A 15,808-nucleotide genomic window follows, 5' to 3' on the forward strand; every position below is an offset into this window, starting at 1 on the left:
CCACAACAATGGTCACTCGTGAACGCCACAGATCCGCAACACAGGCAATCGGGCCGCGACGCCGGGGGACCCTCACGGGGTTTGCGCTCCCGCATCGTGGCCCCCACACCGCCTGCCCCGGTGCCCGAGGTCAAGAGCAGGCCCCGGCCCACCCCGCAGGCTACGCTCGATCGCTCCGACCTCAGCCACGCGCCCGGGCAGGCCCCCTCCCCGGACGCGCCGCCCGGCACCGCCGCCGTGGCCACCACGCCGCGCGCCGAGCAAGCCGGGCAGGCAGGGCAGACCGGACAGGCAGAGCAAGCAGGGCGCAACGAGCGACCCGAGGAGGCGCCCCGGGCCTCGGAGACCACCGACGGCGACGTGGTGCGCTCCACCGGTTCGATGGCGCTGGCCACCCTCATCTCGCGCATCACGGGGTTCCTGCGCACCGTGCTCATCGGCTCCACGGTGGGCACGGCGGTGGGCTCCGCGTTCAGCGCGGCCAACACGCTGCCCAACCTCATCACGGAGATCGTGCTCGGCGCGGTGCTCACCTCCCTGGTGGTCCCGGTGCTGGTGCGCGCGGAAAAGGAGGACCCGGACGGGGGAGCGGCCTTCATCAGGCGCCTGTTTACCCTCGCCTTCTCGCTGCTCACGGTGATTACGGTGCTCGCGGTGATCGCGGCCCCGCTGCTCACCCAGATGCTGGTGCGCAAGAACGGCGAGGTGAACATCACCCAGTCGGTGTCCTTTGCCTACTGGCTGCTGCCGCAGATCTTCTTCTACGGGCTGTTCTCCCTGTTCATGGCCGTGCTGAACACCAAGGGGGTGTTCCGTCCGGGCGCGTGGGCCCCGGTGGCCAATAACATCATCAGCATCGCGGTGCTGCTGCTGTATCAGTTCCTGCCGGGGCGGCTCTCGGATACCGCCCCCTCCGGCCCCTTCGATCCCCACGTCCTGCTGCTGGGCCTGGGCACCACGCTGGGCGTGGTCACGCAGTTGCTCATCATGGTGCCCGCGCTGAAAAGGGCCGGGGTGGATCTGCGGCCCCTGTGGGGGATCGACGCCCGCCTCAAGGACTTCGGCGGCATGGCCGCCGCGATCGTGGTGTACGTGGCCATCTCGCAGTTGGGTTACAGCCTGACCAGCCAGATCGCCTCGGACTTCTCGCGCTCCGCGCTGCTGATCTACCAGAATCACTGGCTGCTGCTGCAGGTGCCCTACGGCATCATCGGCGTCACCCTGCTCACCGCCATCATGCCGCGCCTTTCCCGCAAGGCCGCCGAGGCCGACGACCGGGGCGTGGTGGATGACCTCACCCTGGCCACCAAGCTCACGTTCATCGCCCTGCTGCCCATCGTGGTGTTCTTCACCGCCTTCGGCCAGGACATCGCCTTCGGCCTGTTCCACTACGGCCACTTCGACCCGGACTCGGCCTCCATCCTGGGCCTCACGCTGAGCTTCTCGGCCTTCACGCTCATTCCCTACGCCCTGGTGCTGCTGCACCTGCGCGTGTTCTACGCCCGGGAGGAGGCGTGGACCCCCACCTTCATCATCGCGGGCATCACGGTCACCAAGGTGGTTCTTTCCTTCCTGGCCCCCACGGTGGCCTCCTCCCCGGATCGGGTGGTGGTGCTCCTGGGCGCGGCCAACGGCTTCGGCTTCGTGGCGGGCGCGATCATCGGCGCGATGCTGCTGCGCCGCAAGCTGGGTTCGCTGCGCTTCGCCGCCGTGCTGCGCACCTCCCTGTGGGCCTTCGGGGCGTCGATCGTGGGCGTGACGGTGGCCGGGGGTGCCAGCATCCTGCTGGGCCGCCTGGTGGCGCCGGAGACCCTGGGCTCCCTGTGGGTGCTGGTGCGCCTGTGCGTCATCGGGGTGGTGTTCCTCGTGGTCACCGGCGTGGTGCTGTCCTTCTCCCGCCTGCCGGAGGTGCAGAACCTCGGGGCGGTGGCGCAGCGCATCCCGGGCATGAACCGCCTGATCCGCACCGACCCGGAGCGCCAGATCCAGGTGGAGGCCCCCACCCAGCAGGAGCTGTCCACGCAGTTCATCGGCTCGGATACCTTCAACGCCTCGCCGGTGCCGCCGCCCATGTCCGCGGGCGTGGTGCGCGGGCCGCGCCTGGTTCCGGGCGCCCCGGTGTCCGACGGCCGCTTCCGCCTGCTGGTGGATCACGGCTCCGTCACCGGCGCGCGCTTCTGGCAGGCCAAGGAGCAGGCCACGGGCAGGCTCGTGGCGCTGGTGTTCGTGGATACCAGCGGCACCGCGCCGATGGCCCCCGCCAGCCCGGCGGCCGCGGCCGGGGCGGCCTCGGAGGTCACGCGCCGCACGCGCGCCCTGGCCGCCCTGGGGCACCCGGCCATCGCCCCGAACATCGAGGTCTCCGCGTACCGGGCGGGCTGCCTGGTGGTGGCGGACTGGGTGGAGGGCACCTCCCTCAAGGAGCTTTCCCGCTCGGAGCGGATCAACCCCCGGGCCGCGGCCTACGCCCTGGCCCCGCTGGCCAACGCCGCCGCGGCGGCGGACGCGGTGCACACCCCCCTGGGCCTGGACAACTGGGGGCGCATCCGCATCACCACCTCCGGCACCGCCGTGCTCGCCTTCCCGGCGGTGCTCTCCTCCGCCTCCACCGCGCAGGACCTCGACGCCCTCGCCTGGGCGCTCAACCTCCTCGTGGACGAGGACGCCCCGGAGGACGTGCTGCAGGCGAAGCAGCGGGTGGAGAACGTGGCCACCCTGGCTGCGGACGACTCCGCCGAGGCCGCCACCCCGGAGGCCAGGGAGGCGCTGAGCCCCGAGTCGCTGCGCGCGCTCGGGGAGGGGCTGCGCCGCGCGGGCCTGGCCGACGCCGGGGAGGCGGGGGAGACCGAGGCTGCCCCCGGCGAGGCCGCCTCCTCCGACGAGGGCGGCACGACGGCCGCCGCCTCGCCCAGCGAGCAGGCGCGCCGCCGCGCGCAGTCCCTGGGCGTGGTGGCCGAGGCCACCCCGCAGGTGGAGGAGCGGCCCGGCTTCGGCGCCAAGTCCATGACCCGCCGGGGCACCGCCGGGCTGGGGCTGGCGGTGTTCGCCGCCGTGATCGGCGTCGCGGTGGCCGCCACCTACATCGCCGCGGTGGTGGGCAAGCAAAGCGATTCCTCCCCCGTGAACCCGGGCTCGGCGCACAACAGCGAGGCCGCGCCCGCGCCCCAGGTCCAGCCGCTCAGCGGGATCAACGTGTGGCAGCCCAGCGGGCTGGCGGACCCGGAGCACGCCGATCGCCCCCAGGACGCCCATTACGCCGTGGACGGCAACCCGACGACCTCGTGGGCCTCGGACGAGTACCCGGAGGGCTTTAGGGACAAGCCGGGGGTGGGGCTGATCGTGACCCTGCAGAATCCGGTGCAGGCGAGCCAGCTCGAGCTGCTCACCCCCGCGCCGGGGAGCCACGCGGTGATCTACGCGGTGCCCGCCGGGCGGGATTCCTCGGCGGCGGGGGAGGAGCTGGACCTCGGCACCGTGCCGCTGGTGGCGGAGACCACCCTGGGCGCCGAGCGCAACGTCATCGACCTGGCCCCCACGCCGGAGCCCACGCAGGCCCTGGTGGTGTGGTTCGACGCCGTGGCCCCGGAGTCGCACGCGGTGAGCGTGTCCTCCATGTCCGTGCTGGGGGCCAGGGCCGCGAAGCCCTCCGAGGCCCCGGGCGACGGGGGCACCCTCCCAATGCAGTAGGCGCGAACATCGCGCGGGGCGGTGGCGCGGCGCGATGTAATGGGTGCGGGTTCCTCGGGGGAGGGCCCGCACCGACACGACGGGGGATTCCATGCCGCACGCGCATTGCTCGCACCAGCACCTATCCGATAGCCAGCTCGTGATGGCCTACCTGGCGGGGGAGGCGGCGGCCTTCGCGGAGATCGTGGCCCGCCACGGGGCGCGGCTGCTGTGGGTGGCCCGCCGCTACGGCCGCAACGAGCACGACGCCCACGACATCCTCCAGGAGGCCCTGCTGCGCGCCTCCCAGAACCTGCACACCTTCCGCAGGGAGGCCAAGCTGAGCACCTGGCTGCACCGCCTGGTGGCCAACTCCGGGTATGACTTCGCCCATCACCGTCACCTGCGCGAGGTCGCCACCCTGGACGACGACCGCGTCCCCCGGGACGCCGATACCCGCCTGGCCTACGATCCCGTGGGCGGCGTGGACACCCGGCTGGCCCTGCAGGCGGCCCTGGCCCGGGTGCGCCCCGATCAGGCCGCCGCCCTGGTGCTTATCGACGCCGCGGGCTACAGCGTGGCCCACGTGGCCGCGCTGGAGGGGGTGTCGCCGGGGACCGTGAAGTCCCGCCGGGCGCGGGCCAAGGTGGCGCTGCGGGAGGCGCTCGGCCCCGCCGAGGAATGAATCGCCCCCGCTCCTCGTTGACCGCCATAGCGGGTGCCCCGATACACTTGGGCACGGCAGAAGGCACCACAAAGCGGCTCCGCAAGGAAGGCACAGAAACTATGGCGAGCACAGGCACCATCCACGACGTAGCCATCATCGGCTCCGGCCCCGCCGGCTACACGGCGGCGCTGTACGCCGCCCGCGCGGAGCTCAAGCCCATCGTCTTCGAGGGCTACGAGTACGGCGGCTCCCTCATGCAGACCACGGAGGTGGAGAACTACCCCGGCTTTCAGCAGGGCATCATGGGCCCGGAGCTGATGGAGCAGATGCGCGCGCAGGCCGAGCGCTTCGGCGCCGACCTGCGGATGGAGCTGGTGGATCGGGTGGAGCTTCAGGGCGAGGTCAAGCGCATCGTCGTGGGGGAGGAGGAGTACGCCGCGCGCACCGTCATCCTGGCCACCGGCGCGGCCCCCCGCCTGCTGGGCGTGGAGGGCGAGCAGCAGCTCATGGGCCGGGGCGTGTCCACCTGCGCCACCTGCGACGGCTTCTTTTTCAAGGGCCACCAGATCGCCGTGATCGGCGGCGGGGACTCCGCGATGGAGGAGGCCACCTTCCTCACCAAGTTCGCGGAGAAGGTCACGGTGGTGCACCGCCGCGAGGAGTTCCGCGCCTCCCCGATCATGGTGGAGCGCGCGCGCTCCAACGAGAAGATCGAGTTCCTCACCAACAAGGTGGTGGAGCGCGTCCGGGAGTCCGAGGGCAAGGTCTCCGGCCTGGTGCTGCGCGACACGCTCACCGGGGAGTCCTCCGAGCTGGACGTGACCGCCATGTTCGTGGCCATCGGGCACGACCCGCGCTCGGGGTTCCTGGAGGGGCAGGTGGAGCTCAAGGCGGGCGGCTACGTGGCCACCCGGGAGCCCTCCACGGCCACCTCCATCCCGGGGGTCTTTGCCGCCGGGGACCTGGTGGACGACCACTATCAGCAGGCGATCACGGCGGCCGGCTCGGGCTGCCGGGCCGCCCTGGATGCCCAGAACTACCTCGCCGAGGCCCTCGTTTAAACTAGGGGAGCGTAGTTTTCCCAAGGAGGAGAATCTTATGTCTACCCTTAACAACGTTACCCAGGACTCCTTCCGGTCCACCGTGATCGAGTCCGAGGTGCCGGTCCTCGTGGACTTCTGGGCCCAGTGGTGCGGCCCCTGCACCAAGCTCACCCCCGTTCTGGAGGAGATCGCGCAGGAGTACGGGGACCGCGTCAAGATCGTCAAGGTGGACGTGGACGCGGAGCGCGGCCTGGGCGCCATGTTCCAGATCATGTCCATCCCCTCCATGCTGCTGTTCAAGGACGGCAAGAAGGTGGATCAGATCGTGGGTGCCCGCCCCAAGGCCGATATTGTGGCGAAGCTCGATTCCGTGCTCTAGCTGCTACCCTGGTTGAGTTGTAATCATTATTTTTAGGAAGGACTCACGTGGCGGACGTACTCCGGGTCGGTGACCGCAGCCCGCGCGTCGCAGAGGCTCGTGTTACCCTCGCGCGGCTTGGGCTGCTTCAAAGCTACTCGGGAGACGTGCGCCCCACCACGGGTGATTCCCAGCAGTTCAGCGGCGATGACACGTATTATGACGCCCCCCTCGCCGAGGCCATCAAGGCCTTCCAGCAGTCGCGCGGCATCATCCCCACGGGGGCCATCGACGAGATCACGCTGCGCGAGATGCGCGGGGCCTCCTACACCCTGGGCGCGCGACCCCTGATGTACCAGGAGGACAACCCGCTGGTGGGCGACGACGTGGTGCAGCTCCAGGAGCACCTCCAGGAGCTGGGCTTTTATTCCAGCCGCCTGGACGGGCACTTCGGGCCGGACACCAGCTACGCCCTGCGCAGCTACCAGCTCAACGGCGGCCTCGACCCCGACGGCGTGTGCGGCCCCGACACCATCCGCGCGCTCAGCCTGCTGGGTCGCCGCATCCGCGGCGGCTCCGCCCAGGCGATCCGCGAACGCGAGGACATGCGCCAGGCGGGGCCGCACCTGGCCGGCAAGCGCGTGGTGATCGACCCCGCCCTGGGCGGCAAGGACACCGGGCAGGTGGTGCGGGGCCGCTACGGGGAGATCACCGAGGAGGAGATCCTCTGGGACCTCGCCGCCCGCATCGAGGACAGGATGAAGGCGATGGGGATGGAGACCATCCTCTCCCGCCCCCGCATGGACAACCCCTCCGCCAAGGATCGGGCGGACATGGCCAACGCCTTCGGCGCGGACATGGTGATCTCCCTGCAGTGCGATCGCTACCCCAACGAGAGAGCCTCGGGCGTGGCCACTTTTTACTTCGGCTCGGAGATAGGGTCCAGCTCCCTGACCGGGGAGACCCTCTCCGGCTTCATCCAGCGCGAGATCGTGGCCCGCACGGCGCTGCAAAACTGCGGCAACCACGCGCGCACCTGGGAGATCCTGCGCTTCACCAAGGCCCCCACGGTGGAGGTGGTGGCGGGCTACCTCAGCAACCCGGAGGACGTGGCGGTGATGACCAACCCGGCCAGCCGCGACGCCATCGCGGAGGCCGTTCTCGTGGCCGTCAAGCGCCTCTACCTGCTGGAGGACGATAACCGCCCCACCGGCACCTACCGCTTCGACGAGCTGCTCGCCGCCGAGCGGCGCGCCTGGTAGGGCGCCTCACACCGCGCGGCCCCACCGGGGCCGCGCTTTTTTATGCGTGCACCCGTGCCAGCTCGTCGAGGGGGTGGCGAAGGGGCTGGGCTTCCCACTCGACGAGGAGCTCCCGCTGCGGCGGCAGCTCCAGGCGGAGGCGGGGCAGCAGCGGGTGCTCCCGCACCGTGCTAAACCCGGCCGCCTCCAGGGCGGAGGCGCTCAGGAGGCCGATCTCCGGGGCCCGGGCCACGATGCGTTCTGCCTCCCCGTCCCGGGGCTCGCGATCGCCGGGGAGTCGCCCATCGCCCTCGTCCCTCCACCCGAAGGCCTCCACGGCGAGCGCGTCCCCCTGCCGCATCACGTCCATGATGGCGGCGTCGATGAGCACGGCCTCCATGCCCATGCCCTCCCAGCCGGGGGCGGTGTACAGGGAGGTGATGAGGGTGGCGTCTGCGCTCGCCGGGGCCGTGGGGAGCTGCCGTGCCCCCGGGGCCTGGGCGGGGGAGCAGTAGAAGAGGGTGGCCAGGGGCCGGTCCTCCCAGAGGTAGAAGCCGCAGCCGGGGGCGTCGAGCAGCACGGAGGAGAGCCAGGCCTCCTTCTCAAAGCGTTCCTCCCCCCGCCGCCGCACCCTCTCGGCGCTCTCGGGGTCCAGCTCCCAGAACACGCCGCTGGCCGCGCTCGGCACGAGGCGATCGAAGGATTCCTGCGTGATGCGCAGCGGCGCGGTCCTCATGGCTTCCCCCGAGGCCTCGCTATCCCCGGCCCTCGATCAGGGCGAGGATGCGCTCGAAGTCCTCCTGGTCGCCAAACTCCACCACCATCTTGCCCTTGCGCTTGCCCATGGTGACGGTCACCTTGGTGTCCCAGCGGTCGCCCAGGCGCTCCGCCGTACGCGTGAAGTGCTCGGGCTGGGGGAGCGGCTGGCGCTTGGGCTTGGGCTCCGGGGCGTGGCCGTTGTTCATCAGCGTCACGGCCTCCTCCGTGGCGCGCACGGAGAGCCCCTCGGCCACGATGCGGTCCGCCAGGTGCCGCTGGCCGTCCTCGCCCGTCTTGAGCCCCATCAGCGCGCGGGCGTGGCCCGCGGAGAGCACCCCGGCGGCCACCTTGGACTGCACCGTCACGGGCAGCGAGAGCAGGCGGATGGTGTTGGTGATCGTGGGGCGGCTGCGGCCCAGGCGCCGGGCCAGTTCCTCCTGCGTCACCCCGAACTCGTCGAGGAGCTGCTTGTACGCCGCACCCTCCTCCAGGGGGTTGAGCTGCACGCGGTGGATGTTCTCCAGGAGGGCATCCCGCAGCATCTCGCCGTCGTCGGTCTCCCGCACGATGGCCGGGATGACCCCCAGGCCCGCCTTGCTGGCGGCGCGCCAGCGGCGCTCGCCCATGATGATCTCGTAACCGCTATCGTCCGCGGCGCGGCGCACCACGATGGGTTGCAGCAGGCCGAACTCCTTGACGGAGTGGACCAGCTCCTCCAGGGCCTCCTCGTCAAAGACCTGGCGCGGCTGCTTCTCGTTGGGGATGATCTCTCCCACGGGGATCTCCCGGTAGGAGGCGCCAAACTCATTGGTCGCCCGGGGGTCGGACGCCTCCGGGGCCTCCCGCCTTCCCGCCTGGGCGATCAGCGGCGGAACGCCCCTCGGCGCGCGCGTTTCACGTGAAACGTCGCCCCGGGATCGCTCTGCCTGCCCCTGCGGCGCGCTCCGCCCCGCGCGCCCGCCGCCGATGATGGCGTCGGCGGCGGAGTCGGAGAGCCGGGGCTTGGAGGGGCCCTGGGGGATCAGGGCACCCAGCCCACGGCCTAGACCACCCTTGCGGGTTTCGTGTGCGGACAACCTACTCCCTTTCTTCCTGTGCTCCCTCAGCCAAGCGCTGAGCCGTCTCCGGGCTGACCCCGATGGGGCCCGTTCCCTCCGCCGGGGAGTAGTCCCCGCGCGTGGCGAACTCCTCCGAGGCCGCCACGTAGGCCATGGCCCCCCGGGAGGAGGGATCGTAGGCCAGCACCGGCATCCCGTAGCCGGGGGCCTCCGAGACCTTCACGGACCTCGGGATCACCGTGCGCAGCGTGACGTCCCCGAAGTGCTCCTTGACCTCGCTGGCCACCTGCTCCGCGAGCTTGGTGCGCGCGTCGTACATGGTGAGCAGGATCGCGGAGATATGAAGCTGGGGGTTCAGGTGCTGGCGGATCATGGAGATGTTGTTGAGGAGCTGGCCCACGCCCTCCAGCGCGTAATACTCGCACTGAATGGGGATGAGCACCTCCTCCACGAAGGTCATCGCGTTGATGGTGAGCAGGCCCAGGGACGGGGGGCAGTCGATAAACACGAAGTCGAAGCCCCAGCGGTCCAGGAACTGCCCCTTGAGGGCGTCGTACAGCCGATACTCCCGGCGCACCATGGAGACCAGCTCGATCTCCGCGCCCGCGAGGTCAATCGTGGCGGGAATACAGAAGAGGTTCTCGCTGTGCGGGGAGGGCTGCATGGCCTCCTCCGGGGTGGCCTCTCCGATGAGCACCTCGTAGCTCGATACCGTGCCCGCCCGGTGCTCCACGCCCATCGCGGTGGAGGCGTTGCCCTGGGGATCGAGGTCGATCACCAGGACCTTCATCCCGCAGGCCGCCAATCCGGCCGCGAGGTTGACGGAGGACGTGGTCTTGCCCACCCCGCCCTTCTGATTGGCAATGGTGACGAGCCTCGGCCTCTCCGGCTTGGGCAACGGCGCCCGCAACGGAATGTCCGAGGCCCCGGTGCGGTACTGCGGTTCCCTCTCCGCCATCGCTTCCACACGCCCCTTCCTCTGCTTGTTTCCTATCAAACGTCTCATGACCCCTTGCGCTGCGAGAGGGTCACCGTATCCTCGGGATGCGCACCACGGTGGTGGGCTCCGCCAGGTGATCGGCGCCCACCCGGATCACCTCGCCCGCGCCCCCTCCGGACGCCCGGATCGCATCGGCGTCCCGCTCCAGCTCCTCGCGCACGGATGCCCCCTTCATCGCTATCATCGCCCCCTTGTGTGCCACCAAAGGCATCGACCACGTGCACAGCTTACCCAAGGGGGCCACGGCCCGGGAAGTCACCACCTCGGCCCGGCCCACCTCCGCCCGCAGCGCCTTGTCCTCGGCCCGGCCGCGCACCACGCGCACGTTGTCCAGGCTCAGGTCGCGGATGACCTCCCCCAGATACACGGAGCGCTTGAGCAGCGGCTCCACGAGGGTGATCCGCAGGTCCGGGCGGGCCAGCGCCAGGGGAATGCCCGGCAGCCCCGCGCCCGATCCCACGTCGGTGACCGCGGCGCCCTCCGGCATGACCTCCCCGATCACCGCGCAGTTGAGTATGTGCCGCTCCCACAGCCTCGGGACCTCGCGCGGACCCATGAAACCCCGCTCGGCGCCCGCCGTGGCCAGGGAGGCGTGATAAGCCACCGCCTTCCCCAGGTTTTCCCCAAAAATACGCTCGGCGGCGGGTGGGGGAGCGGGTATATCGCTTGGTTTCACGTGAAACATCCTCATGCTGATCCGGAATCAAGAGCCAATGAGGAAAGACTATCAGCCGCATGCGACAGCGCCCGCCACCTCCGCGAGGCAACGGGCGCTGAACTGGTCTTATGCACGGGGCCGAGGCCGCCATGCGTGGCGCACGGGTGAGGGCTAGCGCTTGCCGCCCTTCTTCTTCGGGTTGTTCGGCTTCACGCCGGGCTTGGGGGCCGTGGTGCGCTTGGCCTCCTTGATCGCGGCCTCCTCGGCCTCCTCCTCCCGATCCAGCTTGGCAAAGATGTAGCGGTTCTGGAAGAAGGTCCAGAGGTTGTTGGCCACCATGTAAAAGAGCAGACCGATGTGCCACAGGAAGCCCGTCACCAGGATGGTGGCGGGCATGACCCACAGCATCATGCGGTTCATCATGTTCATCTGCATCGCGGCCTGCTCCGAGGTCGGCCCCTGCTGCTTGCCCGAGGCGCGGCGCGCCTCCTGGCGATCCACGGAGAGCCGGGCGTTGAAGTGGGTGGCCAGCACGATGATAAGGATCAGCGGGGCGGTGACCGCGATGATCGTGGTGCGGGAGAAGTCCGCGTTGGGGAAGGCCGCGAACATCTCCGTGGGCATGCCGATGTACGCGGAGAGCGGCACCCCGAAGATGTTGGCGTCCAGGAAGGACTGCACGTCCTGCGCGCCGAAGATGTAGTTGGGCGTCATGCGGTTCTGTTCCACCGTGAGGCCGATGTCCCCGCCCGTGCGGTTGAAGGAACGCAGCACGTGGAACAGGCCGATGAACACCGGCATCTGCGCCAGCACCGGCAGGCAGCCCGCGAGGGGGTTCACGCCCATCTCCTTTTGGAGCCTGCGGGTCTCCTCCATCATCTTCTGTTGGTCATTCTTGTATTTCTCACGAATGGCCTGCATCTGCGGAGCGAACTTCTGCATCTTCACCATGGAACGCATCTGGTTCAGCATGGGCTTGAAGAGCAAAAGACGCAGCGTGAAGGTCAGGAACATGATCGCCAGAATCCACGCCCAGGCGGAGTCCGCGCCGAACGGGTAGGCGAAAATCTTGTGCCAGAACCACAGGACCGCAGAGATCGGCCAGTAAATGAAGTTGAGCACTGTACGTCCAAACTCCTGATGTGGTTGGTGATAGTGGTGGTATCAATTAAACAGGCGCCTCGCGCGCAGCCCACCCCGCTATCGCGGTGCCCAATGCCCCAGGGCGTAGGAAGATACGGGGTCATACCCTCCGGGGTGCCAGGGGCCGCACTTGGATAGCCGAGCGAGGCTGAGAAGAACGCCGCGCCACGCCCCGTGAGTCCTCACGGCGTCCAGGGCGTAGGCGCTGCAACTCGGCTCGAAGCGGCAGGTTGAACCCATTTTAAGGGGAGAAAGATATATTTGGTAAAAGCGCACCGCACGCACCACCGCGCGCGCGGGCAGGGATCGCCCCGCCGTGGCGCGCCCCCGCCCCGTGCCCCCCGGCCGAGGGCTCATGGGCGCCGGGCGGGGGCGTCGGAGGCGTTTTTCCTCGCCAGCTTGCGCAGGGCGCGGCGCATATCCTGGGTCAGCTCGGAGGAGCTCGCCTGGGCCGCGGCGGGCAGCGCGCGCACCACCACGTGGTCCCCGGGGCGAAGCTCCCCGGCCAGCTCCATGCAGGCATGACGAAGCCGCCGGGAGACCCGGTGCCTGAGCACCGCGTTCCCGACGGCCTTGGAGACCACGAGGCCAAACCGTGGTCCGCCCCAGTGGGCCACGCCCGCGCCCTCGCCGTTCCACACGTGGAGCACGAGGGTTCGGGTTCCCGCGCGTTCCCCCCGCCTGATGGTGCGTCGGAACTGCACCGGCGAGGTGAGCTTGTGCTGCGCGGGAAGCACCCTTAAAAGGCCTTAGGCGGTCAGCTTGGCGCGACCCTTGTTGCGGCGGGCGGCCACGATGGCGCGGCCGGCGCGGGTGCGCATGCGGGTACGGAAGCCGTGCTTACGCGCGCGACGACGGTTGTTGGGCTGGAAAGTGCGCTTACCTTTTGCCACGGTTCATTACTCCTCTGATATTCATGTGTCGGCCGACGGATAGTTCCATCCATCGGATTCCATCGACCAACCCTGAGTTGGTTCCCGAGAGACGACTACCGGAGGGGATTCCAGGGTGATCCCCGCTCCAGCGATCGTGCTCAGCTCCGCACCGGCGCGCGTCGCCCGGCCCAGGGGGATAGGCGGCGCGGCCCGGGATCACCACGGGCTGCTCTCAGCTACAAAGCACACGCGCGAGGCTGGTGCGCCTCCGCGGATGTGACAGACGAGTAAAGGATACGCGAGCGTCCAGCGGCGGAACAAATCGACACGCCCCGGATCAACGCCGATCAACACCAATCGGAGCCACCCCTCCCGGCCCGTCACCACCCGTCGGCGGGCAGGGAAGCGACGCCGCGGGGGCGGGACAGGAGCCGAGGGAGGGCGGGTACCCCCGGAATAACAAAGTTGGCATTTGGGGCGGGCCCGACCGATTCCTCGGGGCCACCAGGTAGGAACCGCCGCCCCCACCGAATCACATTCCTGTGCTTTCCTACCCGCCCGCCGCGGCCTAGACAATCCCACAGCCCACCGAGTAGAAGTGGATCGGCACGCACAATTTCCACACCTGTGAAGAAGAAGCGCCTGTGGATAACTCTCAACCTAACCTTGAGAGAATCCCCGATCCCCGGCAAAAGTGCTGGTCAAAGCCTCAATGGACCCGCATGACGTTATTCACAGGGGCGGGAATAGGGTGTGGATAACTCGGTACCGTAGAGTTATCCACAGGTGTGAGTAACTTTGTGGAAGACCAGGGCAACCGCCCAGAGCGCCTGTGGAAGACGCGGTGAATGACATTTTTCCCGCGCTCACAGCGCACCACCCGTTATGACCTAGATATAAAACATAGCGGGCCCTCTTCCGGTACTTACTCACAAGTAATACGCACGGAAAAGAACAAAGGACGAGGAACGAGTGACGGACGACGCCGCGGCGCTGCAGCACACATGGCACGAGGTAATGACGGAGCTTGTGCACCAAGCGGAGCTTCCCGATTCCTCCATCCCCACGCTCACCGCCAGGCAAAAGGCCTTCCTGAACCTGGCCAAGCCGATCACCATCGTGCAGGGCTACGTCCTGCTGGCCGTTCCGCACAAGATGGCCAAGGACGTGGTGGAGGACGAGCTGGGCGCCTACATCACGCAGGTGTTCTCCGAGCGCATGAACCAGCCCTGCGGGCTCGCGGTGAGCATCGATCCGCAGCGGGCGGAGGAGCCGTCCGGCCCTCCTGCGGCTTCGCAGCCTGCGGCGCAGGCCTCCCCGCAGGCCGGCCACGCGCCCCGGAACCAGGCCCCCCAGACCCCTCAGGCAGCCCCCACCCCTCCGGCGCCCCAGGCCACCCGGCATCCCGAGCAGGACGCCGTCCCCTCCGGCCAGCCCGCGGAGTTCGCCCCCTATTACCGCAGCAGCACGGAGTGGCAGACCAGCCACGCCCCGGCGCAGCCCCCCATGCCGCAGCAGACCGTGGTGCCCTCCGCCTCGCCCCAGCCCGCGCCCCTGAGCCCCGCCGGGGACGCCGGGATGGCGGTGGGGCAGCGGCTCCCCAGGGAGACCCCCGCGCACGACCCCAACAGGGAAAACTCCCTCAACCCCAAGTACACCTTCGAGTCCTTCGTGATCGGCTCCTCCAACCGCTTCGCCAACGGCGCGGCGGTGGCCGTGGCGGAGAACCCGGCCCGCGCCTATAACCCCCTGTTCATCTCCGGGGGCTCGGGTCTGGGCAAGACGCACCTGCTGCACGCCGCCGGAAACTACGCCAAGGTGCTGCAGCCGACCCTGCGGATCAAGTACGTGTCCAGCGAGGAGTTCACCAACGACTACATCAACTCCGTGCGCGACGACCGCCAGGAGTCCTTCAAGCGCCGCTACCGCAACCTGGACATCCTCATGGTGGACGATATTCAGTTCCTCCAGGGCAAGGAGGGCACGCAGGAGGAGTTCTTCCATACCTTCAACGCCCTGCACCAGGCCAATAAGCAGATCATCCTGTCCTCGGATCGCCCGCCCAAGGAGCTCACCACGCTGGAGGACCGCCTGCGCACCCGGTTCCAGGCCGGGCTCATCGCGGACATCCAGCCGCCGGACCTGGAGACCCGCATCGCCATCCTGATGAAGAAGGCCGAGGCCGACGGCACCCGCGTGGATCGCTCCGTGCTGGAGTTGATCGCCTCCCGCTTCGAGTCCTCCATCCGCGAGCTGGAGGGCGCGCTGATCCGCGTCTCCGCATACTCCTCGCTCACCAACGAGCCCATCGACATGCAGATGGCGGAGATCGCCCTGCGCGACATCCTCCCGGAGGCCGCCGACGTCGAGATCACCCCCACCGCGATCATCGAGGTCACCGCGGAGTACTTCGGCATTACTACCGACGCCCTGTGCGGCGTCGGCAAGACCCGCGCGGTGGCGCACGCGCGCCAGTTGGCGATGTACCTGTGCCGGGAACTCACTGATCTCTCGCTCCCCCGGATCGGGGCGCAGTTCGGGGGCAAGGATCACACGACGGTGATGTACGCGGACCGCAAGATCCGCAAGGAGATGAAGGAAAAGCGGGACACCTACGACGAGATCCAGCAGCTCACCCAGTCCATCAAGTCCCGGGGGCGGGGTATCTAGCGGGGCGTTGTCGGAACAAGCCTGGATAAGGGGCGGGGCCGCGCGGCCCCGCCCCTTCGTCGTCTCCGCCTCCTCACCGAGGACTTCTCACCGCGCCAACCCCGGGCGCGGTTCTCCCGGCGTCTCGCGGGACTCCGGGCGTTGTGCAGGGGAAACGCCGTTATCCACAGTGTCCACAGGCTTATCCACACCTGTGTAATTACAAGAATGTAACTCCATGAGCTTGCTCACCTTGACGCCGCCGCAACCCGCGCCGCACCCCTGTGAATAACCGCCCTGAGCTGTGTGGATGACGTGTGGAGAATCTCGGCCGCGATGGGGATAAAATCCGGTCCCCGAGGGTTATCCACAACCGCCCCGATCTATCCACAGACTTCCCACACCGCCCTTCACACCGCGGAATCTCGGGGCTACCTTGTCATTCAGGGCCTCATCCACAGAGTGCACAGGACCTACTGCTGTTGCTCTTCCATTTCTTGTACTTACCTAGAGGAAAGAGGGCGTGTGAACAAATAACAACTTTCGCGTCGCCCCGCCGCCACGGCGGGATGCGACCGCCCCATCGAGCGAATGACAAGAGTTGCCACGCGAGGGCACTCTCCCGGTACTTTGGAGATGTTGTTATTCGCCGCGTGGCTCGCACCACCCGCGCGGCGTAGAGGATCGTGTG

Annotated in this window: 14 protein-coding genes; 6 read left to right on the top strand and 8 right to left on the bottom strand. The window is 68.7% G+C overall.

Annotation, left to right across the window (positions count from 1 at the left end; genetic code table 11):
- The first annotated feature begins 18 nt into the window (after nt 1-18).
- The 5 genes from murJ to B140_RS0104390 all read left to right on the top strand — a co-directional run bounded on the left by murJ (nt 19) and on the right by B140_RS0104390 (nt 6,996).
- Entirely contained in the window at nt 19-3,687 is a 3,669-nt protein-coding gene (gene murJ / locus B140_RS11960; protein WP_083912230.1) for a murein biosynthesis integral membrane protein MurJ, read from the top strand.
- A gap of 91 nt (nt 3,688-3,778) precedes the next feature.
- Nucleotides 3,779-4,351, top strand: a complete 573-nt coding sequence (locus B140_RS0104375; RefSeq protein WP_018118137.1) for a sigma-70 family RNA polymerase sigma factor — start codon at nt 3,779-3,781, stop codon at nt 4,349-4,351.
- A 101-nt stretch (nt 4,352-4,452) separates the two neighbouring features.
- On the top strand, nt 4,453-5,394 hold the full coding sequence (gene trxB, locus B140_RS0104380) for a thioredoxin-disulfide reductase (RefSeq protein ID WP_018118138.1): 942 nt from the start codon (nt 4,453-4,455) through the stop codon (nt 5,392-5,394).
- Nucleotides 5,395-5,431: 37 nt separating this feature from the next.
- The gene (trxA, locus tag B140_RS0104385; protein ID WP_018118139.1) at nt 5,432-5,755 is read left to right on the top strand and encodes a thioredoxin; all 324 of its coding nucleotides are present in this window, start codon (nt 5,432-5,434) and stop codon (nt 5,753-5,755) included.
- A gap of 47 nt (nt 5,756-5,802) precedes the next feature.
- Nucleotides 5,803-6,996 carry an N-acetylmuramoyl-L-alanine amidase gene (locus tag B140_RS0104390; RefSeq protein WP_026165991.1) on the top strand — a complete coding sequence of 398 codons (1,194 nt, stop codon included), beginning with the start codon at nt 5,803-5,805 and terminating at the stop codon, nt 6,994-6,996.
- A 40-nt stretch (nt 6,997-7,036) separates the two neighbouring features.
- Here the strand turns inward: B140_RS0104390 and B140_RS0104395 are convergent, their stop codons facing one another.
- The 8 genes from B140_RS0104395 to rpmH all read right to left on the bottom strand — a co-directional run bounded on the left by B140_RS0104395 (nt 7,037) and on the right by rpmH (nt 12,486).
- Entirely contained in the window at nt 7,037-7,711 is a 675-nt protein-coding gene (locus B140_RS0104395) for a hypothetical protein (RefSeq protein ID WP_018118141.1), read from the bottom strand.
- 19 nt (nt 7,712-7,730) lie between these two features.
- On the bottom strand, nt 7,731-8,810 hold the full coding sequence (locus B140_RS0104400; RefSeq protein ID WP_018118142.1) for a ParB/RepB/Spo0J family partition protein: 1,080 nt from the start codon (nt 8,808-8,810) through the stop codon (nt 7,731-7,733).
- Between the two features lies 1 nt (nt 8,811).
- The gene (locus B140_RS0104405; protein WP_018118143.1) at nt 8,812-9,750 is read right to left on the bottom strand and encodes a ParA family protein; all 939 of its coding nucleotides are present in this window, start codon (nt 9,748-9,750) and stop codon (nt 8,812-8,814) included.
- A gap of 70 nt (nt 9,751-9,820) precedes the next feature.
- The gene (gene rsmG, locus B140_RS0104410; RefSeq protein WP_051069242.1) at nt 9,821-10,477 is read right to left on the bottom strand and encodes a 16S rRNA (guanine(527)-N(7))-methyltransferase RsmG; all 657 of its coding nucleotides are present in this window, start codon (nt 10,475-10,477) and stop codon (nt 9,821-9,823) included.
- A gap of 144 nt (nt 10,478-10,621) precedes the next feature.
- Nucleotides 10,622-11,572: a membrane protein insertase YidC gene (yidC, locus tag B140_RS0104415; RefSeq protein ID WP_018118145.1), complete on the bottom strand. Its 951-nt coding sequence runs from the start codon at nt 11,570-11,572 to the stop codon at nt 10,622-10,624.
- A 78-nt stretch (nt 11,573-11,650) separates the two neighbouring features.
- Nucleotides 11,651-11,950 carry a membrane protein insertion efficiency factor YidD gene (yidD, locus tag B140_RS14520; RefSeq protein ID WP_083912231.1) on the bottom strand — a complete coding sequence of 100 codons (300 nt, stop codon included), beginning with the start codon at nt 11,948-11,950 and terminating at the stop codon, nt 11,651-11,653.
- On the bottom strand, nt 11,947-12,330 hold the full coding sequence (rnpA, locus tag B140_RS0104420; protein WP_018118146.1) for a ribonuclease P protein component: 384 nt from the start codon (nt 12,328-12,330) through the stop codon (nt 11,947-11,949). The genes yidD and rnpA overlap by 4 nt, the downstream gene beginning before the upstream one ends.
- A 12-nt stretch (nt 12,331-12,342) precedes the next feature.
- Nucleotides 12,343-12,486, bottom strand: coding sequence for a 50S ribosomal protein L34 (gene rpmH / locus B140_RS0104425; RefSeq protein WP_018118147.1), 144 nt, complete (start codon nt 12,484-12,486; stop codon nt 12,343-12,345).
- 999 nt (nt 12,487-13,485) lie between these two features.
- On the opposite strand from rpmH, the gene dnaA reads away from it, so the two are divergent.
- Nucleotides 13,486-15,138, top strand: a complete 1,653-nt coding sequence (dnaA, locus tag B140_RS0104430) for a chromosomal replication initiator protein DnaA (protein ID WP_425304658.1) — start codon at nt 13,486-13,488, stop codon at nt 15,136-15,138.
- The last annotated feature ends 670 nt before the right edge of the window (nt 15,139-15,808 follow it).

It is taken from the genome of Corynebacterium mastitidis DSM 44356, assembly GCF_000375365.1.
Classification (GTDB): domain Bacteria; phylum Actinomycetota; class Actinomycetes; order Mycobacteriales; family Mycobacteriaceae; genus Corynebacterium; species Corynebacterium mastitidis.

What these genes read in the sequence shown, in the direction of transcription:
- dnaA (WP_425304658.1), top strand. Translation starts at nt 13,486, where the DNA reads ATGACGGAGCTTGTGCACCAAGCGGAGCTTCCCGATTCCTCCATCCCC.
- trxB (WP_018118138.1), top strand. Translation starts at nt 4,453, where the DNA reads ATGGCGAGCACAGGCACCATCCACGACGTAGCCATCATCGGCTCCGGC.
- trxA (WP_018118139.1), top strand. Translation starts at nt 5,432, where the DNA reads ATGTCTACCCTTAACAACGTTACCCAGGACTCCTTCCGGTCCACCGTG.
- B140_RS0104375 (WP_018118137.1), top strand. Translation starts at nt 3,779, where the DNA reads ATGCCGCACGCGCATTGCTCGCACCAGCACCTATCCGATAGCCAGCTC.
- B140_RS0104395 (WP_018118141.1), bottom strand. Translation starts at nt 7,711, where the DNA reads ATGAGGACCGCGCCGCTGCGCATCACGCAGGAATCCTTCGATCGCCTC.
- yidD (WP_083912231.1), bottom strand. Translation starts at nt 11,950, where the DNA reads ATGAGCCCTCGGCCGGGGGGCACGGGGCGGGGGCGCGCCACGGCGGGG.
- rsmG (WP_051069242.1), bottom strand. Translation starts at nt 10,477, where the DNA reads ATGTTTCACGTGAAACCAAGCGATATACCCGCTCCCCCACCCGCCGCC.
- B140_RS0104405 (WP_018118143.1), bottom strand. Translation starts at nt 9,750, where the DNA reads ATGGCGGAGAGGGAACCGCAGTACCGCACCGGGGCCTCGGACATTCCG.